Genomic DNA, 15,591 nt, shown 5'->3' on the forward strand with positions numbered 1-15,591 from the left:
AGAGAACAGCAGAAGAATCAGATGATGAAGAGATTAGAAGAAACGACAGTGGAAGAGACGAAAGAAGAACAGGAAAAAGAAAAGAAACCAAAGGAAACTGGGGCAGAGGAACAGTACAGGCCGCCTTGCGGGGAACCTCTGTGGCCTTTGCAGGAGGCACTGGCTCCTCAGCTGTCTGCCTATGTAAAGAGGGCGAACTATCGGAACGCTCTGGGACTTCCTGGGGAGGTGACGGAGCGGTACAGGCCTTTAGCTCAGGGAGAGTACAATAAAAACTATTGGTTTATCCATCCGGTTACGGGAAAACGTCTGGTATTCCGCATTAACTTTGGAAGCCAGATGCATCTGGAGCGCCAGATAGAATATGAGGCCCATGCTCTTGAGCTTTTAAGCTCCTCGGGGCGTACGCCAAAGCCTCTCTATGCAGACGCAAGCCGGAGTGTTCTCTCAAACGGAGTGATGGTGATGGAATATCTTCCGGGCAAAGCGCTGGATTACAGAAGACATCTGCTGCAGGCAGCTGAATGCCTGGCAGATGTTCACAGCACAGCCATCCCGGCTGACCATGGGCTGATTGCACCGAAACAGCCTCTCAGGGCCATTCTTGACGAATGTGAGGAGATGGCCCGGATTTTCATGGAATCTTCGCTGGCCCCGGAGGATAAAAAGAAGAAGATAAGAAGGCTCCTGGATTTGGGATGGAAGAGTGCTGACGCTTTGGGAGAACCGCCTGTCCGGTGCTGTATTAACACAGAGCTGAATTCGACAAACTTCCTTGTGGGGGAAGACGGAGAAGAGACGTATCTGATTGACTGGGAAAAGCCTCTGTACGGCGATCCGGCCCAGGATCTGGGACATTTTCTGGCGCCTACCACCACCTTCTGGAAGACGGATGTGATCCTGGAAAGCCGTGAGATGGAAGACTTTGTATCCGGGTATATCCGCCGGGTAAACGGGCGGTTCGACACAGAGGGAATCCGGGAGAGGACGAGGGTGTACATTCCGGTGACCTGCCTTCGCGGCATTTCCTGGTGCGCAATGGCCTGGGTACAGTACAGACAGCCGGGAAAGGCCATTGTAAATGAAACTACGGCAAAAAAACTGGAGGCGTATCTGGACGATGGCTTTCTGGAACAGATTGAGCGTCTGGTACAGGCAGCGAGGTAAGGACATGGAAAAGAATACAACAAAACAGAGAGACAGAATCCGCTTTATGCGGGCGGCCGTGTTTGTGGCGGCTGCGTCAGTGATTACGGCAGTTACAGCGATTTTGCCGATGGTGGCATCTGTGGGAAAGCTGATCTATGCCAATAATGTTGCGGTGGTTTTAGTGAGTATGGGGCTTGGGCCGGTGGGAGGTGCATGCTACGCAGCGGCAGCCAGCGCTGTGCTCAACAACATCGGTATGGGAAGCGGCGTGATTCCCTATGTACTTTTATTTCAGATGGCGGAAGCGGCGGCAGTGGGCATCCTATGGCACGGAAAAAGATTCCACATTGTCCGGTACCTGCTGACCGTTCTGGGAGGGACTTTTCTGCTTAAGCCCCTTTCCTTTCTGCTCTATTACGGGTTTAACAGGCAGTTTCTGGGAGGACTCAGCCTCGGCGAATATATGGCGGGAAGCTATGAGAATTATCTGAGGACAGGATGGACAGATACCCTTCTTTTGTACGCGACGGGACTTTTAACGGGATACCTGTTAAAATTACTCATAGATAACACTTTTGAAAAAAGGAACAAAACGAAAAATGAAAGGAGTTAGGAAACGATGAGAAAGTGGAGAGTATTGATGGCAGCAGCAGCTTCGGCACTTGTGACGGCAGCATGCTCTGCTCCGGCGCCGGATTCCCAGACACAGGCGCAGGAGACGAAAGAGGCCCAGGAGGAGACACAAAGGGCTTTGGGAGAAGAAGAGGCCCAGGCAGAGACAGGAACGGTTACAGCTGAGGAACTGGCAGATACGGAGGCTCAGATTATTGACATCCGTTCAGAGGAGCAGTATATCGGCTGGACGACAGAAGAAGGGCCCGGAGGACATATTAGGGGTGCTGTGGACTTCCCTGAATCATGGCTTTCCATTGATCTGGAGAAGGATTCCGCTATAGGGACAACTATGGACAGGGAGCTGGAGCGCCGCGGACTGGATCCGGCAAAAGAGACGGTTCTGTACAGCAATTCTGCTGTATCTGAGGAGACTGTCCAAAAGTACAGGGAAATCGGTTTTGAGAATCTGTCTGTCCTGGAGGGCGGATATGAGGCTTATGTGGAGGCCGGAGGCGAAACAGAGAGCCTGGAGCATTATGAGATGTACGTACATCCTCAGTGGGTGCAGGATCTGGCAGACGGAAAAACGCCGGAAACCTTTGACGGAGGAGACTTCCAGATTGTAGAGGTATCGCTGGCCAGTGAGGAGGGAGAGTATGACAAGGGCCATATCCCGGGAGCAATTAATGTGAATGCAGATGAGATCAATCATATTCCCGGCCCGAGAGCTCTTGCCGATTATGAGGTAATTCCCATGGAGGAGCAGCTCAAGTTCTGGAACCGCCCCTCTGACGAGGATCTTCAGAACATCCTCGAGGGACTGGGAATCACAAAAGATACCACAGTCGTGCTCTACGGAACAACGGCAGCGACGACAGCTGCTGCAAGAGCCGGACTGCTTATGAAATACGCAGGAGTGGAGGATGTGCGCCTGTTAAACGGTGGAAAGACGCTCTGGGCCCTGGAAGGCCGGGCCTGGGATACTGAGGCACATCAGCCGGAACAGGCAGATTTCGGCACAGAGGTTCCGGCTAACCCTGACATCATCTTCGATTATGAGGAGGAGCTTCAGGTGGTGAATGATGAAAATTCAGTGATCGCTTCTATCAGAAGCTGGGAGGAATATCTGGGAAATATAAGCGGCTACACCTATATCGGAGAGGCAGGCGATATTGCAGGCTCCAGGTTTGGCTATGCCGGTTCTGATCCGTACAGCATGGAAGACTTCCGCAACGTGGACAATACGATGTTTAATTACGAGATGATGGAAGACAGATGGGAGCGCTGGGGAATTACGCCGGATAAGACGGTGGTATTCCACTGCGGAACAGGCTGGCGTGCAAGTGAGACGTATTTTTATGCCTATGCAATGGGCTGGGAGGATATCCATATGTACGATGGAGGCTGGTACGAGTGGCATAAAAGACCTGAAAGCCCTGTAAAGGAGAAGGGCCTTCCGGAGGATGCGCCGGAGCAGGAGCCTCAGGAGTTCTTTATTGCGGAGTAAAAAGAAATACCTATTGAAACGGTCTATAGCTATATCAGATATTTCAATAGGGACGGACTTGAAGGTGAAACGGATAGCCCGTATAATCAATGAGGATAAAATTCAGGAGGAACTGTATCATGAGAAAGAAATTAACAGCGGTTTTATTAGTATCTGCAGCGGCAGCAATGCTGGCCACAGGCTGCGGCTCTAAGGATGCCCAGAGTACGCAGGCAGTTTCCGCGGCGGAAACTGCGGCCCAGACAGCTTTAAAGGCACCGGAGAGCGAAGCACAGTCAGAGGCGGCAGGAGAGGAAAAGACAGCAGAGGGCAGCGAATACCAGTTTGTCGCTCCGGCTGATGCAGTGGAGGCTGCAAAGACAGGAGAAACCCATGTTCTTGATGTCAGGGAATGGGGAAATTATGTAGAAGGCAGAGTGGCAGGCTCCGAATGGTGCCCGATTTTCCCGCTGGAGGATGAATCCCTTGCCGAGAATATGACTGCCTACGCTAAGGAGAATCTGTCTGACGGAAAAGAGATTTATATTATCTGCAACAGCGGACAGAGGGGCGCTCAGAAAGCCACAGGAGTTCTGGAGGATGCAGGAATTGACGCTTCTCTGATCTATACGGTAGAGGGAGGCGCTAAGGCTCTGGCTAAGGAGAAGGACGCGCTTACCACAAACCGCACAGAGGAAAGTATCGACTGGCAGTATGTGACAGGAAAGGAAGCAGTGGAGGCTGTGGGAAATTCTGATATTCAGATTCTCGACGTCCGCGATGATGATACCTATGCAAAAGGACATCTGGAGGGCTCCCTTCAGGTTGGATTAAAGGAGATCGAGGATTCCAAGGCTCAGACAGAGATGTATGAGCTGGCAGTAAATGAGATGAACAAGGAAAAACCAGTTTATCTGCTCTGCTACAGCGGAAATAACTGCGCCAAGACAGCTGTCTCTGTCATGAAGGATGCAGGTTTTGACACAAATAATCTGTTTATTATCGAAAATGGCGCGAAGGATGCCGATGTACAGGCAGCCTTTGTGACAGAATAAGATGAGACAGCGGAAATGAAAAAAACAACGGAAATGAAAAAGACTGCTGCAGGATGGATTCTGACTGCTGTTCTGGGACTTCTGGCGCTTACAGGCTGTTCAGGGACAGGGAAAACAGAGCTTGCAGACAGCGGCAAAGCAGGCACAGAGGCATCAGTAAAAGCGTCGGGGGAAGAGAGCCTTCCGGCTCTTGAGGACATGAGCTTTGAAGAAATGAAGGAGGCTGCCAGAGGCACAACCGTCACCTTTTATGGATGGGGCGGAGATGAAAAACTCAACGACTGGCTGGACCATTCCTTTGCCCCTGTGATGAAGGAGAAATACGACATCACCATGGAGCGTGTCCCCATGGACATTGATCAGGTGCTGAGCCAGCTTGCCGGAGAAATCCAGGCAGGCGGGGAAAACGGAAGCATTGACATGATCTGGATTAACGGAGAAAACTTCCAGTCAGCAAGGGAAAACAATCTGCTGTACGGCCCCTTTACGGACAGACTGCCTAATTTCTGCGAATATGTGGACGAAACATCCAAGGATGTGACTCTTGATTTTGCTTACCCTGTGGAAGGATATGAAGCCCCCTACGGGAAAGCGCAGATGGTGCTGATTGCCGACACGGCGGTAACCCCTGATTTGCCGGGGAATGCCAGGGAGTTTAAAGAATTTGTCCAGAAATATCCCGGCATGGTGACGTATCCGGCCCTTCCCGACTTTACGGGCAGCGTGTTCGTCAGAAACATCATCTATGAAATCTGCGGCTATGAACCTTTTCTAACCATGGAGGCAGATAAGGAAACGGTGCGGGAGGCTGTCAGGCCGGCGATGGAATATTTGAGGGAGCTGAATCCCTGGCTGTGGAATCAGGGTCAGACCTTCCCCGACTCCTCTACCACCCTCGACAACATGTTTGCCGATGGGGAGGTTGTCCTGAGCATGACCTATGACGCCTACAGCACAGCGCTGAAAATTGAGGACGGCACCTACACAGAGACGACAAAGAGCTTTCTGTTTGACGGGGGAACCATCGGAAACACAAACTTTATGGCCATTGCCGCCAATTCCGGCAATAAGGCCGGGGCCATGGTCGCCATTAACGAGATGCTTTCTCCTGAAATACAGGCGGATCGCTATGAAACGCTGAGGGTGATTCCGGTTCTGGATTACGAAAAGCTGTCAGAGGAGCAGAGGGCAGCCTTTGACGGGGCAGAGCTGGGAGAGGGGATCATTCCCCAGGATGAGCTCTTGTCAAGGCGGCTTCCGGAAATGCCGGCGCAGCTGGTTCCCATTATTGAGGAAATCTGGATGGAGGAAGTAGTAGGAAAGTAATGAAAAACAAGCTGGCACCATATTTATTGCTGGCTCCGCAGATCCTGCTTGCCATACTGTTTGTGGCAGGCCTGATAGCTGGAATCACCCAGAGTTTTGGGGTGATTCCAGCTTTTGGGTTGACGGAGCCGACACTTCGGTATTACCGGGAGATCTTTCTGAGGCCGGATCTGATGGAGTCTGTCCTCTTCAGCCTGAAAACTGCCGGGCTTTCTGCGCTTCTTGCAACTGCAGGAGGCGTATTTTTCTGCGGGCTCTGTGTGATGGGAGGGAAAACCAGGGGACTTTCCATGAGGGTGATAGAGCTTCCCATCATTGTCCCCCATGCAGTGACGGCGCTGTTTCTCATAAGCCTTCTGTCGAAAAACGGCATTGCAGCCCGCATCTTATACAGTTTCGGGTGGATAGAAAACCAGCAGCAGTTTCCCGCCCTGATCTATGATCAGAACGGAGCAGGCATTATTCTGGGCTATCTGTGGAAGGAGCTCCCGTTTATGATCTATTTTGTTATCTCACTGATGGCAAATATCAACAGGAGTCTTGGAGAGGCTGCCGTCAACCTGGGAGCGGCGCCCCGGACTGCCTTTTTCAAAATTACCCTTCCGCTGTGCAGGAATACGATCATGAGCGGATTTCTGATTATCTTTGTGTTCGCTCTGGGGGCCTATGAGCTGCCTATGCTGCTTGGCGCCACAAAGCCCAGGGCTCTGCCTGTACTGGCCTATCAGCAGTATCTTCACCCGGATCTGAGAAACCGCCCCTATGCCATGGCGCTGAACGGGATTATTATCGTTATCTCACTGCTGAGCGCAGCTCTGTATTATGCACTGATGAACGGGCAGATGCGAAGGCTGAAGCTCTCGGGGGAACAGAGAAGGACTTCAGGCGGGAGAGGGGGGAGGAGCAGATGGATAAAGCCCAGATAAATAAAATGCAGATGGATAAAACACAGATGAAAAAGAGGCCGGGAATTGTCACGAACAGCCTGACTGCAGTTCTAATGGCAGTGATACTGATTCCGGCTCTGACGCTTCCTGTCTGGATTTTTGCAGAGCGGTGGGCCTGGCCTGACCTGGTTCCCCAGGTATTTTCTCTTCGGTCTGTGAGGGAGGTCTTTGGACGCGGAGGAGAGCTGGGGCGTCTCATGCTCTCCAGTGTCCTCCTGTCGGCATCAGTGGCCTTTCTGTCAGCTGTCATAGGGACTATGACGGCCAGAGCCCTTGTATTTTACAGCTTTCGCGGCAAGGCTCTGGTGAGCTTTCTGACAGTTCTGCCGTTTATGGTACCGTCTACGGTGTTCGCCATGGGTGTTCAGCTCCTGTTCATCCGAATGGGACTGAACAATACTGCTGCAGGGGTGGCCATCTCCCATCTGATCTGTTCCCTGCCCTATGCAGTGCGTCTGATTGCAGAGGGGACAAAGGCCGCAGGGCGTTCCCTGGAAGAGCAGGCGCGGACTCTCGGGGCATCGCCCTGGCAGGCATTCCGGCGGATCTCTCTGCCGGTTATGGCCCCGGTGATCCTGTCTGCAGCCGGCATGGCTTACATTGTTTCCTTCAGCCAGTATTTCCTCACACTGCTGATTGGAGGCGGTCAGGTCAGGACTTTTTCAGTTGTCATGGTCCCCTATCTGCAGAGCGGGGACCGGAATATGGCCGCCATCTACAGCGCGCTGTTTCTGGCAGTGACGCTTCTCGTGTTCGGGCTGTTTGAGCGGATTGCCAGACGGATGGCAGGAGACATGGAGGGAGGTTTTTATGAATAGAGAAGACAGCGGGCTGTCGGTGGAACAGCTCAGGGTCAGCCTTCAGGGAGAGGAAATTCTCCGCGGACTCAGCCTGAGGGCGGAGCGGGGCGCCTTTGTTTCTCTGCTGGGCGAGTCCGGCTGCGGGAAAAGTACGCTTTTAAAGAGCATCGCCGGTCTTATAGAGGCCGCGTCAGGGGAAATACGGCTGGACGGAAGATCCCTTCTCACTGTCTCCCCTGAAAAGCGGGGAACGGTAATTGTATTTCAGGATTTAAGACTGTTTCCACACATGACGGTGGAGAAAAACATCGCCTTTCCCATGGAGCTTCGCGGCCTTTCGAGAGAACAGCGGAAGAAGGAGGCTGAGAGGCTGTTAGATGAGGTGCAGCTTACCGGGTATGGGAGGAGAAAGATCAGGGAACTTTCCGGCGGGCAGATGCAGCGGGTAGCTCTGGCGCGGGCGCTGGCAGCGGAGCCGTCCGTTCTACTCCTGGACGAACCCTTTTCCGGTCTGGACGAGAGGCTGAGAGCCGAGATGGGAAGCCTGGTAAGAAGGATCCACCGGGAAAGGAAAATTACGACCATCCTCGTTACCCATGACAGCAGGGAGGCTCTCCAGATGTCAGACAGAATCGTGCTGATGAAAGAAGGGAGTGTCCTTCAGTGTGGTACCCCTGAAGAGCTTTTCTGGCGCCCGGCGTCCTGGGAAGCGGCAGAATACTTCGGACGGGCAAATTATCTGAGGGGAACTGCGCAGGGAGGAATCTTTGACTGCGGCTTTTTAAAGGCCCCTTTGTCTGCTTCCGGCAGGGAAGGGGAGTGCGAGGCAATGGTCCGGCCCTTCTCAATTAAGCTGACAGGGCAGGGGGATTTCCTTATTCGCGAGATTATTTTTATGGGAGAGACGGCGGAAATTCTCCTTGACACGCCTCAGGGGGAGATCCGCAGTCAGATGATGAGCCGGGAGTTTGAGCGGCTCGGTTTAAAAAAAGGAAGCAGGGCAGGGATAGAAATTGAAGAAGCGTATTGTATTTGACTGTGACTGTACCATGGGAGTTGAAGGATGTGATGTGGACGACGGCCTGGCTCTTCTCTATCTGCTGGGATGTCCGGAGGCAGAGCTGCTTGGAATTACAGCTTCCTACGGAAACAGCAGGATGGATGTGGTATGGGACACAATAGGAACCGTGGTGAGAGAGACTGGTCTGACCGGAATTCCGGTCAGGAGGGGGGCAGAGACAGCCGGCTGCAGCGGCAGTGAGGCTGCCGATTTCCTGGCCGAGACGGTGAACCGCTATCCGGGGGAGGTATCAGTTCTTGCAACCGGCTCCCTTACAAATCTGATGGGAGCGTGGAAGCGGGATCCCGGATTTTTTGAAAAGGCGGGAGAGATTGTGCTGATGGGAGGGATCACAGAGCCTCTTCTGTTTGAGAAAAAGAAGATGGATGAGCTGAACTTTTCCTGCGACCCCCAGGCTGCCTTTCTCGTTCTGACGGAAGGGAAGCGGGTGTCTGTCATAACCGGGAATAACTGTCTGAAAGTATTGTTTACAAAAGAGGATTACCGGGACAATCTGTTTCTGGAGACAGAGGGCGCGGCAGAATACATCAGAAAAAAGACGGATTACTGGTTTCAGTATAATGAGGAAGACTACGGGATACAGGGATTTTACAACTGGGACGTGACGGCGGCTGTCTACCTGATGCGCCCGGAGCTGTTTGAGGACAGCCGGGAAACATTCTGCCTTTCAGCCGGGGATTTGAAAACCGGATATTTAAGAAGGGAAGGAATGGAAACAGAAGAAAACACCGGGGACTGCAAAAGCAGGGCAGAGGAAGATAAAAGGGAGAGAAAAAAGAAGTGCCTGTTAAATCTTCCGGCTATCCGGGAGGAGAGGGCCTTTAAGAATGAGATATACAGAGCCTGGAAGCAGGTGAGAATGCCGGCGGGGAATGCCGGGCACACGGAATAGCCGGAACCGGCCATTCCGTGTGCTGCAGAGAAAGATTGATTTTCTCCGTCTTTGTCTCTGTTTTATGTCCGCGGCACTCCGCTGTTTTTGCCGGACCGTTATCAGATAGTAATGAGATTGTACTCTCTCGTACCGATTCCGAGCTTTTCGGCATGCTCTAATGCCACCATCCAGTTGGTTTCAGGGTGCACGTCTGTAAAGTGATCGTGGTGGCAGTGTTCCCTCTCGCTCAGCACGCTTCCCGCCATAACCGGCTGCCTGTTGACTGCATCTGCACAGGCCATATCCAGGGCAACCGGATCGAAGGATGCGAACATGCCCACATTCGGCACGATGGGCACGTCATTTTCTGCGTGGCAGTCGCAGTATGGAGATACGTCCACTACAAGGCTGACGTGGAAGTGGGGGCGTCCCTTGAGCACGGCCAGCGTGTACTCGGCGATTTTTTTGTTCAGAATATCATTGGACTCATCACAGTGGTTTGCTACTGCGTCTACCGGACAGACGCCGATGCAGCGGCCGCAGCCAACGCACTTGCTCTCGTCGATGAAAGCCTTCTTTTCCGGGAAGGAGATGGCGCCGTGGGCGCAGTCCCTCTCGCAGGCATGGCAGCCAATACACTGATCCTGAAGGATGAAGGGACTTGTGGCGTTGTGCATCTCCATTTTTCCGGCCCGGGAGCCGCAGCCCATTCCGATATTTTTGAGAGCTCCTCCGAACCCTGTTGACTCATGGCCTTTAAAATGGTTCAGAGAGATGAAGATATCGGCATCCATAATGGCGCGGCCGATCTTGGCTTCTTTTACATACTCCCCGTCAACTGGAACGAGAATGTCATCAGTTCCCTTGAGTCCGTCTGCGATCAGGACGTGGCAGCCGATGGCAAATGGATTGTAGCCGTTCATATAGGCAGAATCCAGATGATCCAGCGCATTCTTGCGGCCGCCCACATAGAGGGTATTGCAGTCTGTCAGGAAGGGCTTGCCGCCATTTTTCTTAATCAGATCGACGAGAACTCTGGAATAGTTCGGGCGAAGATAGGCCAGATTTCCCGGCTCACCGAAATGGATTTTAATGGCAGCGTACTTGTTGCTGAAATCGATCTGATCCAGCATGCCGGCCTTTTTTACAAGGCGCTCCAGCTTCTGGAGCAGGTTTTCGTGGAATGTGGTTCTGAATGTGGTAAAATAGACATTTGACGGTGTCATGGTTTCCTCCTTATCTGGTCTGCCGTGTCTGTATGGACAGAGGCAGGAAATTTGCCGCCAGCGGCTCGGCGCAGGTATAATGCCCGCTCTGCGGCTATTATACCATCTCGACTAGCGTCTCGATGGAGCTGCTCGTCAAATGCATGCTCATGCAAGCATGGCATGCGCCTTCCTCGCCATTATACCATATCCTCCGGATATGTATCTCTCCGAGGGATGCGCACTCGCCGCAGGAGTGTTTTGGCTCCCTTCGGGCGCCAGCGGCTCGGCGCAGGTATAATAACCGCTCTGCGGCTATTATACCATAAATTAAAACTCCGGGACAGACGGAAGGGGAAATTATTTGCGGTTTTCGGACAGGGATGATATAATTTCCTGAAAAATGGAGCACAGGGAGGCGAGCGGGATGGTGAAAACAGTTGGAATTGTCAGCCTGTCCAGCGGAATGCTAGGGGAGGCTTTTGTCAGACATGAGCTGAGGCTTGGAATCAGGCGGCTGGAACAATACGGGCTGGAAGTCCGGTTTATGGAACATGCAAAAAAAGGAATTGATTATATCAGGGAACATCCGGAAAAGCGGGCCGAGGATCTGCTTGCGGCGTTTCGCGATCCGGCGATCGATATGATTCTGTGCGCCATAGGGGGCGATGACACCTACAGGCTCCTCCCTTATCTGTTTGAGCATGATGAGCTGAAGAGGGCAGTCGGGGATAAGATCTTTCTCGGTTTTTCAGATTCCACTATGAATCACTTTATGCTGAACAAAATGGGGCTTAAAACCTTTTACGGCCAGTCTTTTCTCACGGATGTCTGTGAGCTGGAGCCCGAGATGCTCCCCTATACCAGACAGTACTTTGAAGAGCTGATTGAAACGGGAGGAATCAAAGAGATCAGTCCCAGCAGGGTGTGGTATGAGAGCAGAACAGATTTTGGGGAGGAGCAGATGGGAGTCCGATTAAAACAGCATCCCGACAGAGGATTTGAGCTGCTGCAGGGAAACGCTGTTTTTTCAGGAAAAATTCTCGGCGGATGTCTCGATACCATATTTGACATGTTCGACGGGGGGAGGTATGCAGATTCGCCAAAGCTCTGCACACGGTACGGTCTGTTTCCGGCAGCCAGTGAGTGGAAGGGAAAAATTCTGTTTCTGGAGACAAGCGAGGAAAAGATGGCGCCGGAGAAGTATCAGAGAGCAGTCACTGCATCAAAGGATACCGGAGTGTTCGGGGCAGTGAGCGGAGTGATAGTCGGAAAACCCATGGACGAGACATATTATGAAGCGTATAAGCGGATTCTGGCTGAATGTATAGACAATCCGCTTCTTCCGGTGGTGTACAATGTCAATGCAGGCCACGCCCTTCCCCGCTGCATCATCCCCTTTGGAGTGGATGCGGTCGTGGATGCGGAAAGCCAGAAAATCACTTTTGGGGAAAGGCGGCTTTGAGGGAACCTGAATGTACATCTTTTGGCGGCCGTGCTGTCCTCAAAAACGGCTTCGCTGTTCAGGCGGAAGCGTGTGTTTTAAGGATTGCTATTTTTTATCTGGAAGATTATAATAGCTCTATAATTTCATTTGTGCTGTAAGCGTTTTTTTGCGCTGTAGTTGCCAAAAGGAAACTATTGAAGGGAAGTGGTAAAATGCAGGCAGCAAAGGAACTGCCGGCCTGTCCGGTAGAAACGACGCTCATGTTAATCGGAGATAAATGGAAGGTTCTCATTCTGCGGGATTTAATGCCCGGAACAAAGCGGTTCGGGGAATTGAAAAGATCCATTGGCAGCGTATCCCAGAAAGTGCTGACTGCACAGCTGAGGGATATGGAGGAAAAAGGGCTGGTGAGCCGCCGCGTCTATGCAGAAGTTCCGCCGCGGGTGGAGTACAGCCTGACTGAGCTGGGCCGCAGCCTGAAACCGATTCTGGATGCTATGTGGATATGGGGAGAAGGATATCAGGCGAAAAGCAAAGGTTCAGAGGCACAGTAAGGCGCAGTAAGAGCTGTTTCAGCTTCCGTTTCGCCTGTCTCTTTTGCAGGCAGAAATCCGGGGAAATGCTGGGCTGTCTATTGACATTCCCGAAAGGGTCAGATAAGATCAGATAGGCAGAATCTGCTGTCCGGCTGTGACAATGAAAGGAAACGGGAGAGCAGATCAGGAAAATGCCGGCAGACAAAAGAGATATCTGCTGATGACAGAAATCAGGAGGAGGAGTAATGGAAAACGAAGCATTTTTAAAAGAACTTCTGGATGCCGTGACTGTTTCAGGCGCCATCAGTCTGGGAAGCCAGGCGGTAAAGCGGGAGATGGAGGGCTGTGCAGACGAGGTGATCACAGACATTCTCGACGACACGATCGCAGTGCTCAACCCGCAGGCCGAGAAAAGAATTCTCGTGACAGCCCATCTGGATGAAATCGGCCTTGTGATCACGACAGCGGATGAGAACGGGTACTTATATGCGATTGACAGGGGAGGAGTGATTCCACAGACTTATCCGGGACACAGAGTCCAGATTCACACAGAGAAAGGCATTGTGAAAGGCGTTGTAAACGGAGCGAGGGAGCTGTGCAGAAAGGAAAAGCTGGAGGTGACAGACCTGGCCATCGACATAGGAGCCGGTTCTAAAAAAGAGGCTCTGGAGCTTGTAAGGCCCGGCGATACCGTTACCTTTGACGCTGGCTTTGAAAAGCTCTCTGGGGGCAGATTTGCAGGCCGTGCGCTGGATGACCGCCTGGGCGTATTCATCATCATGGAAGCATTCAAGCGGGCTAAGGCAGCAGGCGCTAAAAACGGGCTCTACTGCGTTGCCACAGCGGGAGAGGAGACGACGAAAAACGGCGCCTACTTTACTGCGGGAAGGGTGAAGCCGGATCTGGCCATTGTGGTGGATGTTACCTACTGTACGGATTATCCCTTTGGATATACAGAAAAGGATGCCGGAGCGGTAAGGCTCGGCGCAGGTCCGGTGCTGTGCCACAGCCCGATCGTTCCGGAGTCTCTTAACCGCAGGGCTCAGGAAGATGAATATGGTGGATGCAGATGTAAAGGAGAACGGCGGCAGTGTAGTGCTGGAGTTCTGCGGACAGAGCATTACCCTGGACGCAAAGAGAGCGGCTGTCTTAAAGGAGAAGGGTTACATCGGCAAGAAGATTACTCTGGGAATCCGTCCGGAGGATCTGCACGACGAGACAGACATTGAGCGTGCAAACAAGGATGCCTGCCTCCATGCAACCATCCGCGTATACGAGATGCTGGGAGCTGAAACCTTCCTGTACTTCGATATGGACAGTGCAACCTGGACGGCAAGAGTAAATCCTTCTGTCCGTGTAAAACCGGGCGACAGCGTTAACCTGTATATGGATACAGAGAAACTGCATGCCTTTGACATTGAAACAGAGAACGCAATTTTTAATTAACAGCGCAGGAAAGAGGCGCGCGCAGGCGTGCGCCTTGCAAGCGCAGGGGGAGGATGCCGCCGGGGAGGCGGTGTCCTCTTTTGCGGTTTTGCGTCTGCCATAAAAATTCACCTCTTTGTCCCTTTTCTCATAGTATAAGGTAAAGCTGGACGAACCAGCTTGATGAATGAGGAGGATATTTTTATGGGAATTATAAATGCAAATAAGAGGGTGAGTGAGGAAAGAATTGAGTGCGGCGGAACCGTTAAGGTAACCCTGTCACTGGCAGCCTGTCCCTGTATCGGCAAGGAATCTCATGACATTGTATTTGCAATCGACCGTTCCGCGAAAATGGAAGGGTCGGCTCTTGAGGCTGCGAAAAAGGGGATCAAGGCCTTTATTGAGACTCTGGAGAGAGAGTCTGCACAGCCGGAGGGATATGCAGGAGAAAAGAGAGTGGGGCTTGTGAGCTTCTCTGATACTGCAACCGTGAACTCTATGCTTTCTCCTGTTGTGGAGCAGGCGGCAAGGGCGGCAGAGGGACTGACTGCCGGCGGAAAATCCAACCAGGCAGAGGCGATCCGGGCAGCTGTGAAGCTGCTGGATATGAAAACGCCTGGTGAAAAAATGCTTTTCCTGATTACAGACGGGCAGACGCCGTTCAGGAGTCAGACTGACAGCGCAGCTGCTGAGGCCAGACAGGCGGGAGTTACTGTTTACTGTATCGGAATTGCCGCCCCTGACGGGGTAAACCGGGAAGCACTCCGCTCGTGGGCTTCAGGGCCGTCCGATTCCCATATCATCGAGATTCGGGAGCTGGGTGAAGCCCAGACAGCATTTGAGCGCCTTATGAAAAATGGCTGCAGGCACGGGGCCACAAAGATTGTAATTAACGAGGAAGTAAACAGCGACTTTGCCATTACGAGCATTCTGACACCGACCAAGGGAACGGCCACCATGATCAACACGACCACACTCCAGTGGAAGATTGACAGTCTGGGCTGCCGCAAATGTGAGGGGGCGGTTCTGGAGTTCTATATCAGAGACGTGTCCCAGGAAGGAGGCCGGAAATTCGTCAACCACTGCATCAGATACTGCGATGCAGAGGGAAATGAAGTGTCATTCCCGAATCCATGTGTTCACGTGGAGTGCTGCGGGGAGGTAAGGCCCGATCACTTTCCTGAGGCAGTGGATTTCACAATCGACGGATGTCAGGACGTGGAGGTAGTAGATGTGGGGAGAATCTGCCAGGAAGGACTTGGAAGAATCGTAGAGCTGAATGCAACTGTCAGAAACGTATGCCCCGGAAAGAGGACCGCGCTGGCAGCCATTCTCACCGAAATCGGCATGAACGGAGAAGAGTGCGAGCGCGGAATGAAAATTTTTACTATCCCGGCACAGAACGGGAAAAAATGCTGTGATATTCAGGTGAAGGGAATCCGGTTTGTACTCCCGGAAGATGTGAATGACTGCGGAGGGGATTCGATATGCAGAAAGAGAAGGCTGAGAGCCAGACTGATTGCCCACAGCATTGACAGCGGGTTTAGCTGCGGTGATGCAGAGACAAACAGGGGAGGCGGATGCAGGGAAAGCCTTCTGGATTAAAAGAAGCAGGCAGGATAAAAAACAGAGGCACAGGCAGGAG

At 52.4% G+C, this 15,591-nt stretch carries 14 protein-coding genes and 1 pseudogene; 14 read left to right on the top strand and 1 reads right to left on the bottom strand.

Annotated elements, in window-relative coordinates:
- Positions 1-21 precede the first annotated feature (21 nt).
- From LK436_RS09965 to LK436_RS10005, 9 genes are all read left to right on the top strand, one after another.
- On the top strand, positions 22-1,167 hold the full coding sequence (locus LK436_RS09965; RefSeq protein WP_008398024.1) for an aminoglycoside phosphotransferase family protein: 1,146 nt from the start codon (positions 22-24) through the stop codon (positions 1,165-1,167).
- 4 nt (positions 1,168-1,171) lie between these two features.
- The gene (locus tag LK436_RS09970) at positions 1,172-1,762 is read left to right on the top strand and encodes a hypothetical protein (RefSeq protein WP_008398026.1); all 591 of its coding nucleotides are present in this window, start codon (positions 1,172-1,174) and stop codon (positions 1,760-1,762) included.
- Positions 1,763-1,768: 6 nt separating this feature from the next.
- Positions 1,769-3,271 (top strand): sulfurtransferase, encoded by a 1,503-nt coding sequence (locus LK436_RS09975; protein ID WP_008398027.1) that lies wholly within the window; start codon positions 1,769-1,771, stop codon positions 3,269-3,271.
- Between the two features lie 119 nt (positions 3,272-3,390).
- On the top strand, positions 3,391-4,305 hold the full coding sequence (locus LK436_RS09980) for a rhodanese-like domain-containing protein (RefSeq protein WP_044931358.1): 915 nt from the start codon (positions 3,391-3,393) through the stop codon (positions 4,303-4,305).
- 15 nt (positions 4,306-4,320) lie between these two features.
- Entirely contained in the window at positions 4,321-5,631 is a 1,311-nt protein-coding gene (locus LK436_RS09985; RefSeq protein WP_008398030.1) for an ABC transporter substrate-binding protein, read from the top strand.
- Complete coding sequence (locus tag LK436_RS09990; RefSeq protein WP_008398032.1) at positions 5,631-6,557, top strand: ABC transporter permease; 927 nt, start codon at positions 5,631-5,633, stop codon at positions 6,555-6,557. The genes LK436_RS09985 and LK436_RS09990 overlap by 1 nt, the downstream gene beginning before the upstream one ends.
- Positions 6,539-7,396, top strand: a complete 858-nt coding sequence (locus LK436_RS09995) for an ABC transporter permease (protein WP_008398034.1) — start codon at positions 6,539-6,541, stop codon at positions 7,394-7,396. The genes LK436_RS09990 and LK436_RS09995 overlap by 19 nt, the downstream gene beginning before the upstream one ends.
- Positions 7,389-8,414: an ABC transporter ATP-binding protein gene (locus LK436_RS10000; protein ID WP_008398035.1), complete on the top strand. Its 1,026-nt coding sequence runs from the start codon at positions 7,389-7,391 to the stop codon at positions 8,412-8,414. Before LK436_RS09995 ends, LK436_RS10000 begins: the two co-directional genes overlap by 8 nt.
- Positions 8,392-9,351 (top strand): nucleoside hydrolase, encoded by a 960-nt coding sequence (locus LK436_RS10005; RefSeq protein WP_227910028.1) that lies wholly within the window; start codon positions 8,392-8,394, stop codon positions 9,349-9,351. The genes LK436_RS10000 and LK436_RS10005 overlap by 23 nt, the downstream gene beginning before the upstream one ends.
- Before the next feature lie 101 nt (positions 9,352-9,452).
- Here LK436_RS10005 and LK436_RS10010 read toward each other — a convergent pair whose 3' ends face one another.
- Positions 9,453-10,559, bottom strand: a complete 1,107-nt coding sequence (locus LK436_RS10010; protein ID WP_008398040.1) for a DUF362 domain-containing protein — start codon at positions 10,557-10,559, stop codon at positions 9,453-9,455.
- 406 nt (positions 10,560-10,965) lie between these two features.
- Between LK436_RS10010 and LK436_RS10015 the strand changes: the two genes are divergently transcribed.
- From LK436_RS10015 to LK436_RS10035, 5 genes and pseudogenes are all read left to right on the top strand, one after another.
- A complete protein-coding gene (locus LK436_RS10015; protein ID WP_044931362.1) occupies positions 10,966-12,003 on the top strand; it encodes a S66 family peptidase in 1,038 nt (345 codons plus the stop codon).
- A gap of 194 nt (positions 12,004-12,197) precedes the next feature.
- Positions 12,198-12,539 carry a winged helix-turn-helix transcriptional regulator gene (locus LK436_RS10020; protein WP_008398048.1) on the top strand — a complete coding sequence of 114 codons (342 nt, stop codon included), beginning with the start codon at positions 12,198-12,200 and terminating at the stop codon, positions 12,537-12,539.
- Between the two features lie 317 nt (positions 12,540-12,856).
- Positions 12,857-13,543 (top strand): annotated as a pseudogene (locus LK436_RS10025) (M42 family peptidase); the annotation flags it as partial.
- A gap of 34 nt (positions 13,544-13,577) precedes the next feature.
- Positions 13,578-13,967 (top strand): TOBE domain-containing protein, encoded by a 390-nt coding sequence (locus LK436_RS10030; protein ID WP_227910030.1) that lies wholly within the window; start codon positions 13,578-13,580, stop codon positions 13,965-13,967.
- A 183-nt stretch (positions 13,968-14,150) separates the two neighbouring features.
- The gene (locus tag LK436_RS10035; protein WP_044931365.1) at positions 14,151-15,551 is read left to right on the top strand and encodes a vWA domain-containing protein; all 1,401 of its coding nucleotides are present in this window, start codon (positions 14,151-14,153) and stop codon (positions 15,549-15,551) included.
- The last annotated feature ends 40 nt before the right edge of the window (positions 15,552-15,591 follow it).

The organism is Clostridium sp. M62/1, assembly GCF_020736365.1.
GTDB classification, from domain to species: domain Bacteria; phylum Bacillota; class Clostridia; order Lachnospirales; family Lachnospiraceae; genus Otoolea; species Otoolea saccharolyticum_A.

Bases quoted from the DNA above. Each gene is read 5' to 3' on its own strand.
- LK436_RS09965 (WP_008398024.1), top strand. From the start codon at position 22: ATGATGAAGAGATTAGAAGAAACGACAGTGGAAGAGACGAAAGAAGAA.
- LK436_RS09970 (WP_008398026.1), top strand. From the start codon at position 1,172: ATGGAAAAGAATACAACAAAACAGAGAGACAGAATCCGCTTTATGCGG.
- LK436_RS09975 (WP_008398027.1), top strand. From the start codon at position 1,769: ATGAGAAAGTGGAGAGTATTGATGGCAGCAGCAGCTTCGGCACTTGTG.
- LK436_RS09980 (WP_044931358.1), top strand. From the start codon at position 3,391: ATGAGAAAGAAATTAACAGCGGTTTTATTAGTATCTGCAGCGGCAGCA.
- LK436_RS09985 (WP_008398030.1), top strand. From the start codon at position 4,321: ATGAAAAAAACAACGGAAATGAAAAAGACTGCTGCAGGATGGATTCTG.
- LK436_RS09990 (WP_008398032.1), top strand. From the start codon at position 5,631: ATGAAAAACAAGCTGGCACCATATTTATTGCTGGCTCCGCAGATCCTG.
- LK436_RS09995 (WP_008398034.1), top strand. From the start codon at position 6,539: ATGGATAAAGCCCAGATAAATAAAATGCAGATGGATAAAACACAGATG.
- LK436_RS10000 (WP_008398035.1), top strand. From the start codon at position 7,389: ATGAATAGAGAAGACAGCGGGCTGTCGGTGGAACAGCTCAGGGTCAGC.
- LK436_RS10010 (WP_008398040.1), bottom strand. From the start codon at position 10,559: ATGACACCGTCAAATGTCTATTTTACCACATTCAGAACCACATTCCAC.
- LK436_RS10015 (WP_044931362.1), top strand. From the start codon at position 10,966: ATGGTGAAAACAGTTGGAATTGTCAGCCTGTCCAGCGGAATGCTAGGG.
- LK436_RS10020 (WP_008398048.1), top strand. From the start codon at position 12,198: ATGCAGGCAGCAAAGGAACTGCCGGCCTGTCCGGTAGAAACGACGCTC.
- LK436_RS10030 (WP_227910030.1), top strand. From the start codon at position 13,578: ATGGTGGATGCAGATGTAAAGGAGAACGGCGGCAGTGTAGTGCTGGAG.
- LK436_RS10035 (WP_044931365.1), top strand. From the start codon at position 14,151: ATGGGAATTATAAATGCAAATAAGAGGGTGAGTGAGGAAAGAATTGAG.